Annotated in this window: 16 protein-coding genes; 11 read left to right on the top strand and 5 right to left on the bottom strand. The window is 64.9% G+C overall.

From position 1 onward, the window contains the following. Nucleotides 1–62 precede the first annotated feature (62 nt). From pabB to PQ467_RS02425, 3 genes are read left to right on the top strand one after another with little or no spacing between them, the layout of a single operon-like run. The gene (gene pabB / locus PQ467_RS02435; protein ID WP_274174977.1) at nucleotides 63–1934 is read left to right on the top strand and encodes an aminodeoxychorismate synthase component I; all 1872 of its coding nucleotides are present in this window, start codon (nucleotides 63–65) and stop codon (nucleotides 1932–1934) included. Between the two features lie 10 nt (nucleotides 1935–1944). Then, complete coding sequence (locus PQ467_RS02430) at nucleotides 1945–3123, top strand: pyridoxal phosphate-dependent aminotransferase (protein WP_274174976.1); 1179 nt, start codon at nucleotides 1945–1947, stop codon at nucleotides 3121–3123. A gap of 14 nt (nucleotides 3124–3137) precedes the next feature. Further along, the gene (locus PQ467_RS02425; protein WP_274174975.1) at nucleotides 3138–3839 is read left to right on the top strand and encodes an RluA family pseudouridine synthase; all 702 of its coding nucleotides are present in this window, start codon (nucleotides 3138–3140) and stop codon (nucleotides 3837–3839) included. Nucleotides 3840–4093: 254 nt separating this feature from the next. On the opposite strand, the gene arfB is transcribed toward PQ467_RS02425, so the two are convergent. Together arfB and PQ467_RS02415 are read right to left on the bottom strand one after the other, a co-directional pair. Beyond that, complete coding sequence (gene arfB / locus PQ467_RS02420; protein ID WP_274176070.1) at nucleotides 4094–4516, bottom strand: alternative ribosome rescue aminoacyl-tRNA hydrolase ArfB; 423 nt, start codon at nucleotides 4514–4516, stop codon at nucleotides 4094–4096. A 221-nt stretch (nucleotides 4517–4737) separates the two neighbouring features. After that, nucleotides 4738–5046 (bottom strand): hypothetical protein, encoded by a 309-nt coding sequence (locus PQ467_RS02415; protein WP_274174974.1) that lies wholly within the window; start codon nucleotides 5044–5046, stop codon nucleotides 4738–4740. A 166-nt stretch (nucleotides 5047–5212) separates the two neighbouring features. Between PQ467_RS02415 and PQ467_RS02410 the strand changes: the two genes are divergently transcribed. Genes PQ467_RS02410 through PQ467_RS02375 form a run of 8 tightly spaced genes read left to right on the top strand, consistent with a single transcriptional unit; the run spans nucleotide 5213 to nucleotide 16004 of the window. Further along, nucleotides 5213–6214 carry an ArsR/SmtB family transcription factor gene (locus PQ467_RS02410; RefSeq protein ID WP_274174973.1) on the top strand — a complete coding sequence of 334 codons (1002 nt, stop codon included), beginning with the start codon at nucleotides 5213–5215 and terminating at the stop codon, nucleotides 6212–6214. Then, complete coding sequence (gene metF, locus PQ467_RS02405; RefSeq protein ID WP_274174972.1) at nucleotides 6211–7158, top strand: methylenetetrahydrofolate reductase [NAD(P)H]; 948 nt, start codon at nucleotides 6211–6213, stop codon at nucleotides 7156–7158. Before PQ467_RS02410 ends, metF begins: the two co-directional genes overlap by 4 nt. 2 nt (nucleotides 7159–7160) lie before the next feature. Then, nucleotides 7161–8219: a homocysteine S-methyltransferase family protein gene (locus PQ467_RS02400; RefSeq protein ID WP_274174971.1), complete on the top strand. Its 1059-nt coding sequence runs from the start codon at nucleotides 7161–7163 to the stop codon at nucleotides 8217–8219. Nucleotides 8220–8234: 15 nt separating this feature from the next. Then, nucleotides 8235–10835: a methionine synthase gene (gene metH / locus PQ467_RS02395; protein WP_274174970.1), complete on the top strand. Its 2601-nt coding sequence runs from the start codon at nucleotides 8235–8237 to the stop codon at nucleotides 10833–10835. Between the two features lie 47 nt (nucleotides 10836–10882). Next, on the top strand, nucleotides 10883–12052 hold the full coding sequence (locus PQ467_RS02390) for a serine hydrolase domain-containing protein (protein ID WP_274174969.1): 1170 nt from the start codon (nucleotides 10883–10885) through the stop codon (nucleotides 12050–12052). A 7-nt stretch (nucleotides 12053–12059) separates the two neighbouring features. Continuing rightward, entirely contained in the window at nucleotides 12060–13835 is a 1776-nt protein-coding gene (recQ, locus tag PQ467_RS02385; RefSeq protein ID WP_274174968.1) for a DNA helicase RecQ, read from the top strand. Further along, nucleotides 13828–15048, top strand: coding sequence for a RecQ family ATP-dependent DNA helicase (locus PQ467_RS02380; protein WP_274174967.1), 1221 nt, complete (start codon nucleotides 13828–13830; stop codon nucleotides 15046–15048). The genes recQ and PQ467_RS02380 overlap by 8 nt, the downstream gene beginning before the upstream one ends. 11 nt (nucleotides 15049–15059) lie before the next feature. Continuing rightward, nucleotides 15060–16004, top strand: a complete 945-nt coding sequence (locus tag PQ467_RS02375) for a right-handed parallel beta-helix repeat-containing protein (protein ID WP_274174966.1) — start codon at nucleotides 15060–15062, stop codon at nucleotides 16002–16004. Nucleotides 16005–16016: 12 nt separating this feature from the next. Here PQ467_RS02375 and PQ467_RS02370 read toward each other — a convergent pair whose 3' ends face one another. The 3 genes from PQ467_RS02370 to PQ467_RS02360 all read right to left on the bottom strand — a co-directional run bounded on the left by PQ467_RS02370 (nucleotide 16017) and on the right by PQ467_RS02360 (nucleotide 21796). Continuing rightward, a complete protein-coding gene (locus PQ467_RS02370; protein ID WP_274174965.1) occupies nucleotides 16017–17342 on the bottom strand; it encodes a GntP family permease in 1326 nt (441 codons plus the stop codon). Nucleotides 17343–17362: 20 nt separating this feature from the next. Continuing rightward, entirely contained in the window at nucleotides 17363–19387 is a 2025-nt protein-coding gene (locus PQ467_RS02365) for a glycoside hydrolase family 3 protein (protein ID WP_274174964.1), read from the bottom strand. 102 nt (nucleotides 19388–19489) lie between these two features. Beyond that, nucleotides 19490–21796, bottom strand: a complete 2307-nt coding sequence (locus PQ467_RS02360) for a TonB-dependent receptor (RefSeq protein WP_274174963.1) — start codon at nucleotides 21794–21796, stop codon at nucleotides 19490–19492. Nucleotides 21797–22067 lie beyond the last annotated feature (271 nt).

Genomic DNA, 22067 nt, shown 5'->3' with positions numbered 1-22067 from the left:
GCACGCTCACGGTATAAAGGGATTTTGCAACCTTGGCCCGACATCGCTAGAAGCCGCGCATCATGGGAGATTCCATAAATAAAGCCCGGCCGCATGATGCGCCCTTTGTCCTGCTCGACGATGCGCGGACCGGAGACGACGATGCGCGGGCGCGTGAAGGGGGCCGTGCCCGGCTTTACACCAACCCGCGCGAGATCATCATCGCCCGGCGGCCCGACGAAGTTACCCCCGCGTTGGCGCGGATCGAGGAACTGGTTGCGCGGGGTTTCGCCTGTGCAGGCCATTTCGGCTATGAGGCGGGCCTTGCGCTCGAACCGCGCCTTGCCCCTCTGGCCGCGGCGCGCAGCGGGGCCGACGGGCCGCTGGTATGGATGGGCGCCTTTGATGGGTGGCAGGATATGTCAGGGGCGCAGGTTGGCGCCTGGCTGGCCGCGCACGGCGCCCATGATCCAGCACCGCGCATCGGCCCCATGGTGCCCGCCATCGGACCGGGGGCCTATGCCGCCGCCTTTGGCCATATTGCCGAGGCGATCCGGGCGGGCGACATCTATCAGGCCAATTTCACCTTTCCCCTTGCCGGGTCATGGGCGGGCGATCCGCTGGCGCTCTATGCCCAATTGCGCAGCAGCGGCGGGGGCGGCCATGGCGGCATATTGTTCGATGGCCAATATTGGCTGCTCAGCCTCTCGCCCGAATTGTTCTTTGAGGCGCAGGGTCGGGAATTGCGCGCCAAGCCGATGAAGGGCACCCGCCCGCGCGGCGCCACGCCCGATGCCGATGCGGTATTGGCGCGCGAATTGGTCGAGAGCGTCAAGGATCGCTCGGAAAACCTGATGATCCTCGACCTGATGCGCAATGACATCGCCCGCGTCTCCGATGCGGGCAGCGTGCGGGTGGACGCGCCCTTTGCCATCGAATCCTATCCCACCGTGCATCAGATGGTCTCGACCGTCACCGCCCGGCTGGAGGAAGGGCGCAGCCTTGTCGACGTGATCCGGGCGCTGTTTCCCTGCGGATCGGTGACGGGGGCGCCCAAGATCCGCGCCATGGAATTGATCCATGCCCATGAACGCGACCCGCGCGGGATCTATTGCGGGTCGCTCGGCCATATTGACCCGCCAACGCCCGGCAATTCCACTGGAAGCGCGGCATTCAATGTGGCAATCCGCTCTTTGCGTCTGGCGCCTGATGGGAAAGCGGTGCTGGGCGTGGGGTCGGCGGTGGTGGCGGATTCGCGCGCGATCGACGAATGGCGGGAATGTCTGGTCAAAGGGGGTTTCGTGCATCAGCCAGCGCCGGACAAAAGGATTGCAGCCTTCGATCTGATCGAGACCATGGCCTTTGATCCAGAAGCAGGCGTGCCTCTGCTCGAAGCGCATCTGGAGAGGATGAAGGAAAGCGCCAGCGAACTGGGCTTCTCCTTTGACCGCCACGGCGCGCGCAATGCGATCCATGCGCTGTGTTTCGAGGTGGAAAAGCCTTCGCGTCTGCGCCTCGTGCTGGGGCGCAGCGGGGCGGTCAGTGTGGAGGTCGGGCCGTACCCCGCGCCGCTGGACCGGGATGCGCCGGTGCCGGTGATCGCGCTGCCGATCCCGCTGGACACGGGCGACTGGCGGCTGCGGCACAAGACCTCCGACCGCTGGTTCTATGACGCGGGCCTGCGCGCGGCGCGGGCCGAGGGCGCGAAGGAGGCGATATTTGTCCGCGATGATGGCTTGATCACCGAGGGCTGTTTCACCAGCGTCTTTGTCGAGCGCGACGGGGTGCTGCTGACCCCGCCTCTGGCGCTGGGGCTGTTGCCGGGGGTTTTGCGCCGGACGTTGATCGAGGAAGGGCGCGCGCGTGAGGCGGAATTGACGCTGGAGGATCTGGGGCAAGGATTCTTTATCGGCAATGCCCTGCGCGGCTTGATGCGGGCGAAGCTTTGCGCTTAACGCGCTTTCCATGAACATCTCCACGGCCCTCTCGCGCATCCAGCCCTCGCGCACCAACGCCATGACCGACCGTGCCATCGCGCTGCGTGACGAAGGGCGCGACATCATCTCGCTGTCCGTGGGCGAGCCGGATTTCCCGACCCCGCCCCATGTGGTGGCCGCGATGAAGGATGCGCTGGATGCAGGCGACACGCGCTATACGGCGGTGGCCGGGACGGCTGCGCTGCGGCGCGCCTCGGCGCTGCATTATGAGCGCGATCTCGGGCTGAAGGTCGCGCCTTCGCAGGTGTTGGTGTCATCGGGCGGGAAACAGTCGATCTTCCTCGCGCTGATGGCCACGCTCAATCCGGGCGATGACGTGCTGATCCCCGCGCCATGGTGGGTGTCCTATCCCGAAATCGTGCGTTTTTCGGGGGCCAATGTGGTGCCGGTGGCGACCTATGCGGCGGATGGTTTCCGGCTTTCCGCCGATGCTCTGGCCGCCGCGATCACGCCCCGGACGCGCTGGCTGCTGCTCAACAGTCCCGGCAATCCCACCGGCGCGACCTATAGCGCGGCGGACTTGCAGGCGCTGGGCGAGGTGCTGCGCCGCCATCCGCAAGTGCTGGTGCTGAGCGATGATATTTACGCGCCGCTGCGGTATAATGGAGGCGTTCATGCCACGCTGGCGGTGGAATGCCCCGATCTGGCCGAGCGCGTGCTGACCGTTTCAGGCGTGTCGAAGAGCCATGCGATGACCGGGCTGCGCATTGGCGTGGCGGCGGGGCCGGAATGGCTGATCGGCGCGATGGGGCGGTTGCAAAGCCATGTTTCGGGCAATGCCTGCTCGATCTCGCAGGCGGGCGCGGTGGCGGCATTCGAGGGGCCGCAGGAATTCCTGCTCGACTGGCGCGAAAAGTTCCGGGCGCGGCGCGACCTTTGCGTTGATGCGATCAATGCGATTCCCGGCCTGTCCACCCCCATCCCCGATGGCGCGTTTTACTGCATGATCGACGCCGCCCCCCTGATGCCCCGCTTTGGCGATGATGAGGCGCTGGCCATGCATCTGCTGGAAAACGGCGTGGCGATTGTCGCGGCCAGCGCCTTTGGCGGGGACCATTGCGGCTTTGCCGGTTTCCGCATCTCCTTCGCCGCCGATGAGGCCAAGCTGACGCAGGCCTTCGCCCGGATTGCCTCAGCGCTCAAATGATCTATGGGATGGGCATGAACATTCCCATCCTGTTTGAAGACGGCGAAGCACTGATCGTCAACAAGCCCGCCGGCTTGCCCCTCGACCGCCCGCGCAAGGGCGGCGTGGCTCTGGAAGATTTCCTTCCCGATCTGCGCCTTGGCTTTGCGCGCGAACCGCTGCCGGTCCACCGCCTCGATCAGGACACCTCGGGCTGTCTGCTGCTGGCGCGCAATCCCAAGGCGCATAAACGATTCTGCGCCGCCTTCGAGGCGCGCGTGGTGTCCAAGCGCTACCTTGGCGTGGTCAATGGGCCGGTGCGCAAGGAATCGGGCACGATTTCGCTCAACCTGCTCAAAACCTCCAGCAAATATGGCGGATGGCGCATCGTCGCCTCGCACGAGGGCAAGCCCGCCGTCACCCACTGGCGCAAGATCGCCGAGGTGGACGGGATGACGCTGGTCGAATTCCGCCCCGAAACCGGCCGGACCCACCAGATCCGCGTCCATGCGCAAAAGGGCCTCGGCGCGGCGCTGGTCGGCGATCCGATCTATGGCGACGGCACGGGCGCGGCGCGCACCATGCTTCACGCGGTCGAGCTGACCGTCCTGCGCGAAGGCAAGCCGCCGATCCATGCCGTGGCACCTCTCCCTGAGGATTTTGTGGAGTTGGGGTTTGAGGAAGGGATCGATTTGGGGAAGGTTTGGGAACAGCAGGAGGAAGATCAGGGGGAATAAGGATTTGCCTCCGGCGGGCAAAGGGACTCGTCCCTTTGCAATCCCGTTACTGTCTTCGTGGCGTATGACGTTCGGCGTTAAGCCTTTAACGCAGCCCCGGAATTTAAAAGCCTGCGGCGCCCATCAGCGCGAGTTCGCCGCGCCGCAGGCTTTATAACCCAAACCACCCACATCTGAACCTACGCACCACCCCATTAACGGGATTGCAAAGGGCCCCCGCCCTTTGCCCGCCGGAGGCATAATTCCCTAAACCCCTATTCCTTCCACTTCCCCCGCCCCGCCTTCACCGAAGACCGCCGCGATTTTCCATCCATGCGCCGGGTTTGCGAGGCTTTGGTGGGCTTGGTGGCCTTGCGGGCCTTGGGGACGAAAGTCGCCTCGACAATCATGGCGATGAGGCGGGCGCGCACCTCCTGCCGGTTGACCAATTGCGAGCGGGAACCTTCGGAGCGGAGCACGAGGACACCCTCGGCCGTCATGCGCGAACCGGCGATGCGCGCGAGGCGGTATTTGACCGCATCGGGCAGCGAGGGCGAGGCGGCGACATCGAATTTCAGGATCACCGCGCTGTCGGTGGTGTTCACATGCTGTCCGCCCGGCCCGGAGGAACGGGTCGTGCTTTCGACGAGTTCGCTTTCATCGAGGCTGATCGAGCGGGTGACGGGGATGCGCGGCATGGGCGCTTCATAGGCAAGGCCGGGCTGCCAGTCCAGCACCGGGCGTCTGCGGGCCAACACGCATAAAATTTCTTTTATACCATAATCATGGGATGCGGCGCGCCGGGGGCAACATTAACAGTTGTTCAGCGACCCGATGGGCTGGTGATCTTCATGATACCACGCCATCGCCCTGGCCCGGACAAGGCATCCCCCTTATCCGGGCCATTTTTTGTCAAAAATCAGGGCTTTTTGCTGGGCGCCGGGGTGGGGCTGATGTCCGCGCCCGCAGCGGCGGCGGCGGCGGCCACATCGGCGGCGGCCTGCCCTGCGGCGGCGGCAACGCCCTCGGTGGTGGTGGGGGCAGAGGATGCGGCGGCGGCCGAATCCGCCTCGGGCGCGGCATCAACCGGGGCCAGCGCCGATTCGGCGGGCATTTCCACGTTTTCGGGGGTTACAGCATCAGCGGCCTTGTCCGAATTGCCGCAGGCGGCCACCGCCAGCGAGGCGACAACAGCAAAGGCAAGAGCGCGTTGGCGTTGCGAAATCATGGAAATCCTCACGTTATGGGGCTCAAAACTGAGCCTATTAGGTAGGCCCGCGCGCCCAAAAGGCAAGCGCGAATGGCCGATCCTGCCCCCTTTGCGCGCTAAGGATCATTCCTAGCATGGTAGTGGTTGTAATCATATAAAGATATCTTTATATGCCTCCCCAGCCATGACACAGAACCTGCTCATCGACCCTCTTTTGCGCGCGCTGGCCGATCCCACGCGGCTGCGCATCATGCGCTTGCTGGCCGCGATGGAGCTGGCCGTGGGCGAACTGGCGCAGGTGCTGGGGCAGAGCCAGCCGCGCGTGTCGCGCCATGTGAAAATCCTGTGCGACGCGGGTCTTGCCGAGAGGCGCAAGGAGGGCAGCTGGGTGTTTCTCAAAATCGCCCCCTTTGCCGCCGATGGCCCATCCTTGCGCGCCGCCAGCGCCCGCCTGCTGGCCGCCGCCGAGGCTGAGGATGCCGAATTTGCCGCCCAATGCGCCGAGGACCGCCGCCAACTGGCCGCGATCCGCGCCGGGCGCGAGACGGCTTCGGCGCAATATTTCGCCCGGCATGCCGAGGAATGGGATCAGATCCGCTCGCTGCTCAGCCCCGACGAGCCGGTCGAGGAAGCGCTGGCCCGCGTGCTGCCCGCCTCGCTGGGTCAATTGCTGGACATCGGCACGGGCACGGGGCGGATGGCGCAATGTTTCGCGCCCCGCGCCGCGCATGTCACCGCGCTGGACAAGAGCCCAGACATGCTGCGCATCGCCCGCACCCGGCTGCAAGACCTGCCCGCGGGCAAGGTCGATCTGGTGCAGGGCGATTTTGCCGCGCTGCCCTTTGCCGATGCCGCGTTCGATACGCTGCTGATGCATCAGGTGCTGCATTATGCCCAGGCGCCCGAGGCTGTGCTGACCCAAGCCGCTCGCGTGGCTCGGCCCGGCGCGCATCTGGCCATCGTCGATCTGGCCGCGCATGCCCATGAGGAATTGCGCGAGCGCCATGCCCATGCCCGCCTCGGCTTTTCCGACGCGCAGATGGCGCAATGGTTTGCCGCCGCAGGATTTTCCGCCGATGCGCCGCTCGCGCTCGAAGGCGGGCAATTGACCGTCAAAATCTGGACCGGGCGCCGCCTGCCCGAAAACGCAGGCACCGCCCCCAACAATGCAAAGGTTTCCCCATGAACGCCAGCTATGAAGCGCTGAACGAGGCCCGCAAGGCGCTGGACGCGCCGCTGTTTGCCGGGCTGCCGGGCGATATTCGCGTATCGTTCGAATTCTTTCCGCCCAAGAGCGATGCGATGATGGCGCAATTGTGGGAAGTGGTGGAAACGCTGGCCCCGCTCGATCCGGCCTTTGTCTCGGTCACCTATGGCGCGGGCGGCACCACGCGGGATCGTACCCACGGCACGGTGGCGCGCATCATTTCCGAGGCCCGCCTGCCCGCCGCCGCGCATCTGACCTGTGTGGACGCCAGCAAGGCGGAAGTGAACGCCGTGGCCGAAGCCTATTGGGAGGCCGGGGTGCGCCATATCGTCGCGCTGCGCGGCGATATGGGCCAGCCGGGCGCGCCTTTCGTGCCGCATCCGCAGGGGTATCAGAATGCCGCCGATCTGGTGGCGGGCTTGAAGCGCGTCGCGCCGTTCGAGATTTCGGTGGCCGCCTATCCGGAAAAGCACCCCGATTCGGCCGATGTCGACGCCGATATCGACAATCTGAAGCGCAAGCTGGACGCGGGCGCCACCCGCGCGATCAGCCAGTTCTTCTTTGAACCGGAAACCTTCTTCCGCTTCCGCGACCGTCTGGCCGCAGCGGGCATCGACGCGCCGGTGCTGCCGGGCATCCTGCCGGTGTCGAATTTCGCCCAGACGCGCAAATTCGCCGACGCCTGCGGGGCGGCGATCCCGGCGTGGATGGAGGGCCTGTTTGCCGGGCTGGACACCCATCCGCCCGCGCGCGCGCTGGTGGCGGCCACGATTGCCGCCGAATTCTGCCGCAAGCTCTATGCGGGCGGGGTGCGTGATTTCCACTTCTACACGCTCAACCGCGCTGAGCTCTCCTATGCCATCTGCCATCTGCTGGGGGTGCGCCCCAACCCCGTCCGGATCGCCCAAGTAAAGGCTGCCTGATTATGACCCTCATTCCCTCTGCTGCGCGCAAGGCCCTGCTTGAGCAGTCCGCGCAGCGCATCCTCATCACCGATGGCGCCTTTGGCACGGAAATCCAGAATTACGGCCTGTCCGAGGCCGATTATGCGGGCAATCTGGGCCTGAGCCACGACCAGAAGGGCAACAACGACATCCTCGCGCTGACCAAGCCGGAAGTGCCCGAGGCGATCCACCGCGCCTATTTTGCCGCCGGAGCCGATCTGGCCGAAACCAACACCTTTTCCGCCAACCGCATTTCGCAGGCCGATTATGGCGCGGAACATCTGGTCCGCGAGATCAACGTGGAAAGCGCCAGGCTGGCCCGCCGCGTGGCCGATGAGTTCACCGCCAAGGATGGGCGCCCTCGCTTTGTCGCGGGCGCCATCGGGCCGACGAACAAGACGCTCTCGCTGAGCCCCGACGTCAACGACCCCGGTTTTCGCGAGATCGACTGGGACCATCTGGTCGATGTCTATGCCGAACAGGTCGAGGCGCTGGTCGAAGGCGGGGCGGACTTCATCCTGATCGAGACGGTGTTCGATACATTGAACGCCAAGGCGGGCATCATGGCCGTGCGCCATGTCGAACAGAAGCTGGGCCGGGAAATCCCGATCATGCTTTCGATGACGCTGACCGATCTGTCGGGCCGCAATCTGTCGGGCCATACGGTCGAGGCATTCTGGTGGGCGGTGCGCCATGCGCGGCCGGTCACGATTGGGCTGAACTGCTCGTTTGGCGCCACGCAATTGCGCCCGCATGTGAAGGCCCTGTCGGAAATCGCCGATACGCTGATCATGGTCTATCCCAATGCGGGCCTGCCCAATGAACTGGGCGCCTATGACGAATTGCCCGAAACCACGGCGGGTCTGGTCAAGGAATGGGCCGATGCGGGGCAAGTCAATGTGCTGGGCGGATGCTGCGGTTCGACGCCTGCGCATATTGCGGCCATGGCGCGCGCGGTGGGTGGGCTGCCCTCGCGGCAATTGCCCGGATTGACCCCGGTGACGCGCCTTGCCGGTCTTGAACCCTTTATCTTTGCCTGATCGCTGGAATTACTGATGACCACTCAAAGTTCGGCTCGTTTCGTCAATGTGGGCGAGCGCACCAATGTCACCGGCTCGGCGGCGTTCAAGAAGCTCATTCTGGCGGGCGATTACGCCAAGGCCATCGAGGTTGCGCGCCAGCAGGTCGACAATGGCGCCCAGATCATCGACGTGAACATGGACGAGGGCCTGCTCGACGCCCATGCGGCGATGACGACCTACTTGAAGCTGATCGCCTCGGAACCCGACATCGCCCGCGTGCCGATCATGATCGACAGTTCCAAGTGGGACGTGATCGAGGCGGGCCTGAAATGCGTATCGGGCAAGCCCATCGTCAATTCGATCAGCATGAAGGAGGGCGAGGAGCCATTCCTGGCGCAGGCGCGCAAATGCATGGATTACGGCGCGGCCGTGGTGGTCATGGCCTTTGACGAAAAGGGCCAGGCCGACACGCGCGAGCGCAAGGTGGAAATTTGCTGCCGCGCCTATAAATTGCTGACCGGCATCGGCTTTCCGCCCGAAGACATCATCTTTGACCCCAATGTCTTTGCGGTCGCCACCGGCATCGAGGAACACGACCGCTACGCCCTCGACTTCATCGAGGCGTGCCGCGACATCAAGGCGGCCTGCCCGCATGTCCATATCAGCGGCGGCCTGTCGAACCTGTCCTTCTCTTTCCGCGGCAATGAGCCGGTGCGCCGGGCGATGCACAGTGTGTTCCTGTATCACGCCATTCCGGCGGGGATGGACATGGCCATCGTCAATGCGGGCCAGATCGACATCTATGACCAGATCGACCCGGCCCTGCGCGAGGCGGTCGAGGATGTGATCCTGATGCGCCCGGTTGAAGGCGAACTGACCGCCACCGAGCGGCTGATCGCTTTGGCCGAAAGCTATAAGGGGCAGGACAAAGCCGCCGAAAAGGCCGCCGAGGAATGGCGCTCCTATGATGTGGTCAAACGGCTCGAACATGCGCTGGTCAAGGGCATCGACGCCTATATCGTCGAGGACACCGAGGAGGCCCGCCTCCTCCACGCCCGCCCCATCGAGGTGATCGAGGGGCCGCTGATGGCGGGTATGAACCGCGTGGGCGACCTGTTCGGAAGCGGCCAGATGTTTCTGCCGCAGGTGGTGAAATCGGCCCGCGTGATGAAAAAGGCCGTGGCCCACCTCATCCCCTTTATCGAGGCGGCCAAGGAAGAAGGCGCCAAGGCCAAGGGCCGGATCATCATGGCCACGGTCAAGGGCGACGTCCACGACATCGGCAAGAACATCGTCGGCGTGGTCCTGCAATGCAACGGCTATGAGGTGATCGACCTTGGCGTGATGGTGCCATGGAGCCGGATCATCGAGACGGCGCAAAAGGAACAGGTCGATATCATCGGCCTGTCGGGTCTGATCACGCCTTCGCTCGACGAAATGGTGACCGTGGCCGAGGAAATGCAGCGCGCCGGGATGACGATCCCGCTGCTGATCGGCGGGGCGACCACCTCGAAGGTTCACACCGCGCTGCGCATCGATCCGGCCTATGACGGGCCGGTGGTGCATGTGCTGGATGCCAGCCGCGCGGTGGGCGTGGCCAGCCAGTTGCTGTCCGACACGCAGGCCGAAGGGTTTATCGCCACCACGGCCGATGAATATGAGGCCGTGCGGATCGCGCGCGCGGGCAAGGGTGGTTCGAAACTGCTCCCGATTGCCGAGGCTCGCGCCAATGCTTTCGTGATCGACCCTGCGCAAAAGGCCCCGGCCCCCGCCAAGCCCGGCCTGCATAGCTATGACGACTGGAGCCTGACCGATCTGGCCGAATATATCGACTGGACGCCCTTCTTCCGCGCATGGGAGCTGGCGGGAACCTATCCAGCGATCCTGGATGATGAAGTGGTCGGCGAATCGGCGCGCAGCCTCTATGCCGATGCGCAGAAAATGCTGAAGCGGATCATCGAGGAAAAGTGGCTGACCGCGCGCGGCGTCTGCGCCTTCTGGCCCGCGCACCGCGAGGGCGATGATGTGCTGCTTGCCGATGGTACCCGCCTGCCCATGCTGCGCCAGCAGTTCATCAAGAGCCGGGGCCGCGCCAACTTCTGCCTGTCCGACTTCATCGACACGTCGGATGACTGGCTGGGCGGTTTTGCCGTGGGCATCCATGGGATCGAGCCGCATCTGGAACGCTTCAAGGCCGACCATGATGATTACAGCGACATCCTTTTGAAGGCGCTGGCCGACCGCTTTGCCGAGGCATTTGCCGAGCGCATGCACGCCCATGTCCGCCGCGACCTCTGGGCCTATGCGGCGGGTGAGCAATTGACCAATGAAGCGCTGATCCGCGAGCAATATCGCGGCATCCGCCCCGCGCCCGGCTATCCGGCATGTCCTGATCACACGTTGAAACCCATTCTGTTCGATCTGCTGAAAGCCACCGACAATGCCGGGCTGGTGCTGACCGAATCGCAGGCGATGCTGCCCACGGCGGCGGTCAGCGGCTTTTACTTCGCCCATCCCGAAAGCCAGTATTTCGGCGTGGCCACCATCGGCGAGGACCAGTTGGCCGATTACGCCGAGCGGCGCGGGCAGACCATCGAGGACACCCGCCGCTGGCTGCGGCCCAATCTGGACTAAGGCATCAGGCGTATTGACGGCGGAGAGCGGCAGGGCACATTGGCCCTATGCCGCTCTCCGCCCTTCTGCTCGCCGCCGCCGTTCCCGCAACTGTCGCGGTTCGCTTTGACCGGCACCATGCCGTCGCGGTTCTGGCCGAAGGGGCCGCCGACCGCGCCACCGGGCGGCCCGCCGATGCCCGATCACCGGTGCGCATCGCCTCGATTTCCAAACTGGTGGCCGCGCTGGGGGTGATGCGGCTGTTCGATTACGGCACGCTCGATCTTGACCGCGATGTGTCGGATTATCTGGGCTGGCGCTTGCGCAATCCGGCCTTCCCCGATGCGGTGATCACGCTGCGCCTGCTGCTCTCGCACCGCTCCAGCCTGAGCGATGATGCCGGCTATATCATCCCGCTGGGCGAAAGCCTGCGCCAACGTCTGGCCGACCCGCGCGCTTGGGATCGCAACCATGCGCCCGGCAGCGACTGGTTCCATTACACCAATCTCAACTTTCCGGTCGTGGCCAGCGTGATGGAAAAGGCGACGGGCGAGCGGTTCGACCAGTTGATGCATCATCTGGTATTGGCCCCGCTGGGCCTGTCGGCCTGCTATAACTGGTCGCCCTGTTCGGCGCAGGAGGCCGAGCGCGCGGTGGTGCTTTACCGCGCCGATGGCGATGTGGCCAAGGATGACCTGCATGGCGCCTTGCCCGCATGCCCGGTCGAGGTCATGCCGGGCCATGCCTGCGATCTGGCCGCCTATCGCCCCGGCGAGAATGGCGCGCTGTTCTCGCCGCAGGGCGGGTTGCGGATCAGCATGATGGATCTGGCGCGGATCGGGCAGATGCTGGCGCGGGGCGGCAAGGGTTTTATCAGCGCCGAGGCTTTTGCCGAAATGACCCGCCCGCACTGGCGCTTTGACGGCACCAACGGCCTGGGCGAAAATGGCGAGGGCGATGGTTTCTTCTGCGCCTATGGGCTGGCGGTGCAGACATTGGCAGAGGGCGGCAGGGGATGCCGCGATGACCTGTTCGGCGATGGGGCCCGGCGGATCGGCCATGCGGGCGATGCCTATGGGTTGAAATCGGGCCTCTGGGTCGATCCGGCGCGCGGGCGGGGGCTGGCCTTTTTCACCACCGCCGTGGCCGATGACGCTCCCAAGGGCAGCAGCGCTTTTACCGCCCGCGAGGAGGAAGTGGTTGCGCGCGCTTCCGCTTCCCGCCGCGCTCTGCCATAGCGGGGGCGTGAACACCGCAACGCTCAATCCGCTCGACACGCTGCATCGCATTTTCGGCTTCTCCGCCTTTCGCGGGGTGCAGGAGGATGTGGTGGGCCGCATATTGGCGGGGCGTTCGACGCTGGCGGTGATGCCGACGGGCGCGGGCAAATCGCTGACCTATCAATTGCCGGCGGTGATGCTGCCGGGGGTCTGCGTGGTGATTTCGCCGCTGATCGCGCTGATGCACGACCAGTTGCGGTCGGCAAGCGCCAATGGCATCCGCGCGGCCAGCCTGACCAGCGCCGACATGGATCGCGGCGCGACGATGGCGGCGCTGCGTGATGGGGCGCTCGATCTGCTCTATGTCGCGCCCGAACGCGCCAGCCAGCCGCATTTCCGGGAATTGCTCGAACAATCGCACATCGGCCTCTTCGCCATCGACGAGGCGCATTGCGTTTCGCAATGGGGCCATGATTTCCGCCCCGATTACCGGCTGCTGCGCCCGTTGATGGATGCCTTTCCCGATGTGCCGCGATTGGCGCTGACGGCCACGGCGGACGCGCATACGCGGGGCGACATTCTCGAACAATTGGGCGTTCCGGCGGACGGGCTGATCGTTTCCGGATTTGACCGGCCCAATATCCAATATCGCATCGCCCCGCGCGACAATCCACTGACTCAGGTCAAGGTGCTGATGGCCGAGGTGCCCGGCCCCGGAATCGTCTATGCCGGAACGCGCGCGGGCGTGGAAAAACTGGCCGAGCAACTGGGCGCGACCGGGCGGCGCGTGCTGCCCTATCACGCGGGCCTGCCGCCCGAAATGCGCGCCGCCAATCAGGCCGCCTTTGTCGCCTCCGAAGACATGGTGATGGTCGCCACCATCGCCTTTGGCATGGGCATCGACAAGCCCGATGTGCGCTTTGTCGCCCATGCGGGCCTGCCCAAGAGCATCGAGGCCTATTATCAGGAAACCGGCCGCGCAGGACGCGATGGCGATCCTGCGGTGGCGCTGATGCTGTGGGGCGCCGAGGATTTCGTCCGCGCCCGCCAGCGCATCTCCGAGGTCGAACCCGAGCGCCAGTCGGGCGAACGGACCCGGCTGGACAGCATGGCCGCGCTGGTGGAAACGGCGGGCTGTCGCCGCGCCCTGCTGCGCCGCCATTTCGGCGAGGACGCGCCCGCCCAATGCGGCAATTGCGACAATTGCCTCAACCCGCCCAAGGTGATCGAGGTGACGGAGCTGGCGCGCAAGCTGCTCTCGGCCATCTATCGCACCGGGCAGAGGTTTGGGCTGGGGTATGTCTCCAATGTGCTGACCGGGGCGGCGGATGAACTGATCGCCAAGCGCGGCCATGATACGCTCTCGGTCCACGGCATCGTCTCGGGCGAGGAGGCCGCGCTGCTGCGCCCGCTGGCCCGCGCTTTGCAGGCGCGCGGATGTCTGGAGGCAACCGAGCATGGGGGCCTGCAACTGGCGGGCGATGCGCGCGCGATATTGAAGGGTGAAATGCCCATGGTCATGGCCCAGCCCCCGGCGCGCACGCGCAGCGCCGGCCGCAAGGACCGCACCCCCAACCCCAGCGGCGATCCCCTGTTCGAGGCCCTGCGCGCCCTGCGCCGCGATCTGGCGGCCGAGGGCAAGGTGCCGCCTTATGTGATCTTCAACGACGCCACGCTGCGCCAGATGGCCGCCGAGCGCCCCGGTTCGATGCACGAAATGGCGCAGATCTCGGGCGTGGGTGCGCGCAAGCTGGAAGCCTATGGCGATGCCTTCCTGCGCGCCATCCGTGATCATGGATGAATTAACCGCCGCGCTGCGCGAGCATTTCGGCCACGAGGATTTCCGCCCCACCCAGCGCGCGATTATCGAGCGCATCATGGGCGGCGGGCATACGCTGGCGGTGATGCCGACGGGTGGCGGCAAGTCGCTGACCTATCAATTGCCCGCGCTGCTGATGCCGGGCACGGGCGTCATCATCAGCCCGCTGATCGCGCTGATGCAGGACCAGATGCGCGCAGCCAAGGCCCACGGATTGCGCGCCGCCACGCTGACCAGCGCCGACGAAGATCAGGGGCGCACCATCGACCTGCTGAAACGCGGCGCGCTCGACCTGCTCTATATCGCGCCCGAAAGGGCCGCGCGCGATGATTTCGCAGCCCTGCTGGCCGACATCCCCATCGCCCTGTTCGCCGTGGACGAGGCGCATTGCGTGTCGGAATGGGGCCATGATTTCCGCCCCGATTACCGCGCCCTGCTGCCTTTGCTGGATGCCCATCCCGCCCCGCGCCTGTGCCTGACCGCGACGGCGGACGCGCATACCGCCGTCGACATTACCGAGCATTTCGCCATTCCCCCCGAGGGCAGGATCATCGGCGGCTATGACCGGCCCAACATCCACTATGCCGCGATCCAGCGCTGCGACACGCTGGCCCAATTGCGCAAGGTTCTGGCCGACAACCCCGGCCCCGGCATCATCTATGCCCGCACCCGCGCCGAGGTGGAAAAGACCGCCGATGCCCTGTCCGGCACCGGGCGGCGCGTATTGCCCTATCACGCCGGGATGCGGCCTGAACAACGCCGCGCCCATCAGCAACGCTTTTTCGACAGTACCAGCGCGGTGATGGTGGCCACTATCGCCTTTGGCATGGGGGTGGACAAACCGGACGTGCGCTTCATCGTCCATCTCTCGCCGCCTCTGTCGGTGGAGGCCTATTATCAGGAGACGGGCCGGGCGGGGCGCGATGGGCGCCCGGCGCTGGCGCTCTTGCTGTGGCGGGACAAGGATCTGAAAGGCGGATTGCAACGCGCCATCGCCAGCGGCAATGAACGCGGGCAAGAGGCGCGCTGGCGCGCGATGGAGCGATTGATCCGCACATGGGGATGCCGCCGCGCCGTGCTTCTGCGTCATTTCGGGGGTGATCCGCCGCGCATTTGCGGGAATTGCGACCGCTGCGCACGCTGGCCTGTGCGGATGATGCGCGCCGTTGGGCGGATTTTAACGCCCAGCCGTTAAAGCCGGAGGCCATGAAGCGCCCCCTCCTCCTGCTCGCCGCGCTGGCCGCGCCCGCCCTCGCCCATGCCCAGGCTGCCTATCAGCAGACCAGCCCCTATACGGTGGTCGAGACGGGGCAGAAGTTCAACCGGCTGCAGGACGCGCTTTTCGCGATTGGCGACAAGACCGGCACGATCCGCATCGACGCGGGCCGCTGGCGCGATTGCGCGGCGCAGATCGCGGGCGATGTCAAATTCGTCGCCGCCGTGCCGGGCAAGACGATCTTTGACGGACGCCTGTGCGAGGACAAGGCGGCGCTGGTTCTGCGCGGGCGTTCCTCGCGGGTGGAAGGGCTGATCTTTGCCAATATGCGCCATCAGGACGGCAATGGCTCGGGCATCCGGCTTGAACATGGCAATCTTTCGGTCACGCAAAGCTGGTTCAAGGACAGCGACGAGGGCATTCTGGCCAACAATGACCCGCGCGGCACGATTGCCATCGACCATTCGACCTTCACCCATCTGGGCCGCTGTGATCGGGGGCTGTCCTGCGCGCATTCGGTCTATCTGAATTTCTACGACCGCGTGACCATCACCAATTCGCGCTTTGAAATGGGCGATGGCGGCCATTACATCAAGGCGCGCGCCCGCGTGGTCGATATTCGCGACAATGTGATCGACGACACCGGCGGGCGCAATTCGAACTATCTGATCGACCTGCCCGCAGGCAGTACCGGGCGGATTTCGGGCAACTGGATGGTGCAGGGGCCGCGCAAGGAGAACCCCGGCACGATCATCGCCCTCTCCGCCGAGAGCCGCGATCACCCCACCGATGGGCTGGTGATCGAGGGCAATACGGTGAAAATGGCGCCGGGCGCGCCGCGAGGGCCAGCGTTCGTGCGCGACTGGTCGGGCGGGCGGATTGTGATCGGGGCGAATCAGATCGATCCGGGCGTGGTGCGTTTCGCGCGCCCTTAAACGATCTGGTCCTTAAACCACCTGCGCCAGCAGCAGCACACAGCCCAGCCCCACCACCGAGATCGCGCTTTCCAGCATTGACCATGTACGAAACGTGTCGCGCGTGCTGGTGCCCAGATAGGCTTTGACCAGCCAGAAGCCCGGATCATTGACGTGGGAGAAGAACACCGATCCCGCGCCGATGGCCATGACGATAAGGCTGGGGTCGATGGCATGCCCGCCCACCACGCCCGCCATGATGGCCGAGGCGGTGATCGTCGCCACCGTGGCCGAACCCGTGGCCACGCGGATCGCGGCGGCCACCAGCCATGCCATCACCACCGGCCCCACGAAATTGGCCTGCGCCATCCGGGCAAACATCGCGGGCAGGCCGATATCGACCAGCACTTGTTTGAGCGCCCCGCCCGCACCGATGCCGAGCAGGATGCCTCCCGCAGGCAGCATGGCCTCGCGCCAGATCATGTCCTGAAGGGTGCGATCCGCCATCCGGGGGCCCAGCAGCAGGATCAGCCCCGCCCCATTGGCGATCAGCAGCGCCACCACCGGATCGGAGACCAGCGCGACGGCGGGCGAAACCTCGCCCCCGCCCATCCGCATCAGCGCCCCCGCCGCGATCAGCCCCACCGGCAGCAGCAGCACAATCAGCGCCCGCCATGCCGGTGTTGCCAGCCCTTCCTCCGGCTCGATCAGCGGCAGGTTTTCGGTGATGACCCCACGCGTGGTGATCCGCGCCAATAGAGGCCCCGCGATCAGCGCCGTGGGCACCGCCGCGATCAGGCCCAGCAGCATCGTGCGCGCCGGGTCCGCGCCCAGTTCGCGCACCGCGATCAACGGCCCCGGATGCGGCGGCATCAGCGCATGCAGCACCGACAGTCCCGCCAGCGTCGAAAGCATCACCTTGAGCCGCAGGGTCGCGCTCTGGCCGCGCCCGGCCATGCCCGCCGCGATGATCGGCAGGAGCAGCACCGTGCCGGTTTCAAAAAACAGCGGCATCCCGATCAGCAGCGCCGCCGCCATCCCGCCAAGGCTGGCATAGCGATCACCGGTGCGGTCCAGCACCGATTTGGCCAGCGCCTTCGCCCCGCCCGAAATTTGCAACATCGCGCCAAGGCCCAGCCCCAGCGCCACCACCATGCCGGTGCCGCGCAGGATGTCGCCAAAGCCCTTTTCGATGGTTTGCGCCAGCTTTTCCGGCGGCAGTTGCGCGGCAAGGCCAATGGCAAACGCGCCTGACAGCAGGCCGATAAATGGATGCAGCCCCAGCCGCGCGATCAGCAGGATCGCCAGAGCGATCCCGCCGATGCTGATGCCCAGCAGCCAGAGGTCAGCCGCCGCCACCGTTCAAAGGCCCTTTTGGATCACAGGCCCGCGCCCATTTTGAACAGCGGCTTCTCGCTGTCATTGGGCACGGCCGGGTCCTGCTTTTCCACCGCCGCCATGCTGGAGGGCAGTTCGAAAGGCAGCTTGGCCTTGGCCTTGGCGCGGCCCAGCACGATGTCGAGCACGGCCTCGTCGCTGGCGCCGAAATTGGCCAGCACCGCATCGGCCTTGTCCACCACATTGGTCAGGATCGCGGGGCGGTCGAGGAAGATCGCAAAGACCACCGGCTTGCCCGCCGCCTTGGCCGCCTTCAGCGCGTCATAGGCGGCATCGCCGTCGCGGAAATCCAGGCGGCCTTCCTTCTGGCGGCTGCCGAAGAAATGGTTGGGGTGGAGCATTTCGGACGGGCTTTCGGCGCGCACCACGGCGAAATCGGCCTGCGCCGGATCGGACACCACGATGAGGCCTGCGGCCTGCGCGGCCTTGGGCTCGACGCCGAACAGCCAGACCTTCTTGCCTTTCGCCGCGATCGGCAGCAGGCCCTTGTTGGTCAGCAGCACCTGCGCCTCGCGCTGGGTCTGCTCGGCAAGGGCGTGGTTGGCCGGATTGGCGATCATGCGCGCGGCGGCGGCGGGATCGACATAGGGATTGTCAAACAAGCCCTGCTCGAACTTGGCCACCAGAATGCGGCGCACCGATTCATCAATGCGCGCCGGTGTGATCAGCCCATCCTTGATCGCGGCCAGCAACGGGGCAACGTCCTGCGTGCCGCCAAACTGGTCGATGCCCGCCTTGATGCCCAGCGCATAGCGCTGTTCAACGGTCAGGTCATTGACGCCCCAGTCGGTGGAAATGTCCTGCGGACGCTGGGGGTTGTCCTTGGTGGGGTTGCTGCAACGCTCGTTGCAATCCACCGTGATCGCCCAGTCGGACAGGATGATGCCCTTATAGCCCAGCTTGCCGCGCAGCAGATCGGTCAGCAAAACCTTGCTGTAACCGGCGCCATAGGGCTCCAGATCCTTGCCCAGCGGCTTGGGTCCGGAAATGATCGGATAGGTCGGCATAATGCCCGCCGAGCCCGCCGCCAGCGCGCCCTTGAAGGCGGCGATATGCATGTCGAGCTGCGCCGTGGTCAGCTTGGCGATGCGGCCATAATAATTGTGGCTGTCAAACCCTTCGGGCAAGGCGCCATAGCCGACCCAGTGCTTGACCACGGTCATCACGCCATTGCGGGCAAGGCCACCCGGCGCGCCCTGAAATCCCTGCACATAGGCCCCGCCCAGCACGCTGGACAATTGCGGATCGGCGCCGAACGTGCCGGTGATGCGGGCCCAGCGCGGCTCGCTGGCCAGATCGACCTGCGGGCTCAGCGCCTCTTGGATACCAACCGCGCGGTATTCCATGCGGGCAATTTCGGCAAAACGCTTCACGCGCGCGGCATCGCCCAGCGCGCCAAGGCCCAGCAGTTCGGGCCATTGCGTCACGCCGGTCGCGCTCTCGCCCGCGCCCAGCACATGGTGGAAATGGTTGCGCGGATCGGCGCTGATCGTGGCGGGAATGCCAAGGCGGGTGCTCTCGGCCAGCGCCTGCACGGCGTTCGATTGCTCCGCCATCGCGGCCGGGGCCAGCGGCAGGCGGGTGATGAAACTGGAAATATGCTTGTCGCGCAGCATCGGCGCGGCAGCGGCAAGGTCATAGCCCTGATCGGAACGCCCGATCGCGCCTGTGCCATTGGCCCCGGCAAGACCCGGCAACGTGCCGTGCAGCATCTGGCCCGCCTTTTCCTCAATGCTCATGCGGGCCAGCAGATCGGCGGCGCGCAGGGCAGGCGAAAGGCGCCAGTCCTCATAGGGGGTCAGCTTGCCATCGCCATCAAGGTCGCGAAAGCGCAGACCCTTGATCGTGATGATCGCCTTGCTGCGGCTTTCTACAGCGGGCTGTTTGGGCGCAGGCTGTTTGGGCGCGACATTCTTGGGCGCGGCCGAATTGGCGGCCACGGCCCCGATCGGCAAGGAAAGGCCCAACGCAAGGAGAGACGACATCAGGACGGTTTTGCGCAGCATCAGACATTCTCTCCCGGAAAAAGCCATTTCACAAGCTTCAGACATAAAGGTGGCCGAACCGCCCAAAGGGCAGCCCGGCCACAGGTCAGGGTTCGTTGATTATCAGAACTTGAAGCCGGCGCGAACGCCGTACATCAGCGGATCGGAAACTTGGAGCGTACCGTTGATGCCCGCGCCAGCGGCGGTAACCAGCAGGTTGTTTTCCAGATTCTTGCCGTAGGCCTGCACGTAGTAGGTCTTGTCCGGCGAGTTATAGGTCACGTTGACTTCGGTCTGGGTATAGGACGGCTGAACGAAGCGGCTGTTGATCGAAAGCGCGAGCATGTTGTAGCTGCTCGAATACTTCGAACGGACACCGGCAATGATTTCGCCGCCATTGGCCATCGGGAAGGTATGGGTATAACCCACCGTCAGCGTGGTGGTGGGCGAACGGTCCAGACGGGTGTTGGCCAGGTTCAGCGTCGGATAGGCCGCGGCATTGGGGAAGAACGTGCCATAGCGCGCATCGAGCAGCGAGAGCTGAACGTCGAGCTTGCCGTTCTTGACAATGGCATAGGTGCCTTCGGCTTCGATACCGTCCACCTTGGCCGAAGCGGCGTTGGTGGTCTGGGTGCACTGCTGGCCACCCTGACAGAACGGACCGACCTGGGTCAGCTGCAGGTTGTTGTAGTTGTAGTGGAAGGCCGAGAAGTTCAGACGCAGCTTGTTGTCGAACAGACGAGCCTTGGCGCCGATTTCATAGGCGGTCAGCGTTTCGGGCTGATAGTACAGCGTGCTGGCGGGCAGGGTGCAGCCAGCCGCGGTGCCGGCTTCGCAACCGTCGTTGAAGCCACCGGCCTTGTAGCCGGTCGAGATCGTGCCGAACAGCATGGTGGCCGCGTTCAGGTTGTAATCAACGCCGACCTTCCAGGTGGCCTTTTCATACGAACGCTTGGCAACGTTGGGGGTCTGGATGTCGCCCGGCGTGGTGCAGGCGATGGTATAGGCGCAGTTGATGGTGGCGCCGGTACGGGCCTTTTCATCCTTGGTATAACGCGCACCGGCCGTGATGTGCAGCTTTTCGGTGGGCGAATAGGTCACCTGACCGAAACCGGCCACCGACGAGGACATCACATAGTGCTGCGGGAAGCCATAGACATAGCCGTTCGGCGTGGTCCCGGTATAGACGATCTGGCCGGGCTGGAGGCGCGAGCCGTTGATCATGCGATCATAGATCGCAAGCTGAATGTCGGCGCGTTCCTTGAAGTAATACACACCGGCCTGAGCGCGGAAGGGCCCCGTGCCATTGGTCGACAGGCGCAGTTCCTGGCTGTTCTGCCAGTACCAGCCATCGAACTTGTTGGGGGCCAGACCGGCCGTGTTGGGGTTGCCCGTGCCGTAATAGCTGTAGTTGCCTTCGTGACGCTTGAATTCGCGGTACGAACCCAGATAGTTCAGCGTCACCGCGCCAAAGTCATACTTGAAGTCCACGTCAAGGCCGTAGGTGGCGTTGTCGCGCTTCAGATTGTTGGCCAGATAGGCCATCGGCAGGCCATCGGCGCTCGGCGCGTTCAGCGTGAGCAGCTGCGAATTCGACACACCCTTGGCGATGTAGGTCGGCATCACGGTGCTGGTGGCATAGTTCGAATAGAAGTTGCTGGTGGGCAGCGCGTTCGAGCTGATGCCCTTCATCTGGTTGTAATCGCCGCGAACCAGCAGTTCACCATGGTCAAACTTGAGCAGCGCCTGCAGGCGGCCCGAGAACACGTCCTTGAACGGCGACAGGTTCAGGCCCGACAGGTTGGCGCCGGCCTTGAGGAAGCTGTCACGGTGGTCATAGTTGACCGCCGCGCGGATCGCCAGATTGTCGGTCACGGGCACGTTGATCGCGCCGCCGGCCTGCGTGTTGTTGTAATTGCCATAGGCAATGTTCACGTCGCCCTTCAACTTGTCGAAGGTGGGGCGGTTGGTGATCAGGTTGACCGCACCGGCCGTGGTGTTGCGGCCATAGAGCGTGCCCTGCGGCCCGCGCAGCACTTCGACGCGGCTGATGTCGTAAAAGCTGGTTTCCTGGGCCTGCTGACGGGCGATGTAGATGCCGTCCATCATGAAGGCGGCCGAGGGATCGCCCTTTTCGGTGCCGTCGGCGCTGGTCACGCCGCGGATGGTGATCTGCAGACCGTTGTTGCGGTTGATCATCACGCTGGGGACCTGGTCGCCCAGATTGGTCGGGTTGGTGATGCCCGCGGTGCGCAGCGCATCGCCCGAAACGGCGGTCAGCGCGATCGGGGTCTTGGAAGCCAGCGTTTCGAAACGCGTGGCGGTCACGACGATATCGCCGTCGGGGGTAACCTTGGTTTCCTGCGCCATGGCGGGGCCGGCGATCGCCAGCGCGAGCACGGAGGCCCCAAGAATGTGAGTGAACTTCATATTGCCTGTCCCTCTCCTGTTTGAGCAATTCATTGTGCCGCCCCCGCCGCCGCCAAGAGCGCGACAGCAACAGCAGCCGTTGGCTGAAAACGTTATCAATTTGGCGGCAATTTGCTGCAGCCAGCGCCCTTACTCTCATCCGTCGCGAAAGGAGCCGGGCTTGGTATCGTTTTCAGTGATGTGGGAAATAAATGCGGCACGAACGCCGCAAACCCCTCCTCATTCTCTCCATTGATGCCGGGCCAATCCATTGGCTCCGCGCTAACTCTGT

This window comes from Novosphingobium sp. KACC 22771, from assembly GCF_028736195.1.
Classification (GTDB): Bacteria; Pseudomonadota; Alphaproteobacteria; order Sphingomonadales; family Sphingomonadaceae; genus Novosphingobium.
This window is presented reverse-complemented; position numbering and strand designations above follow the sequence as displayed.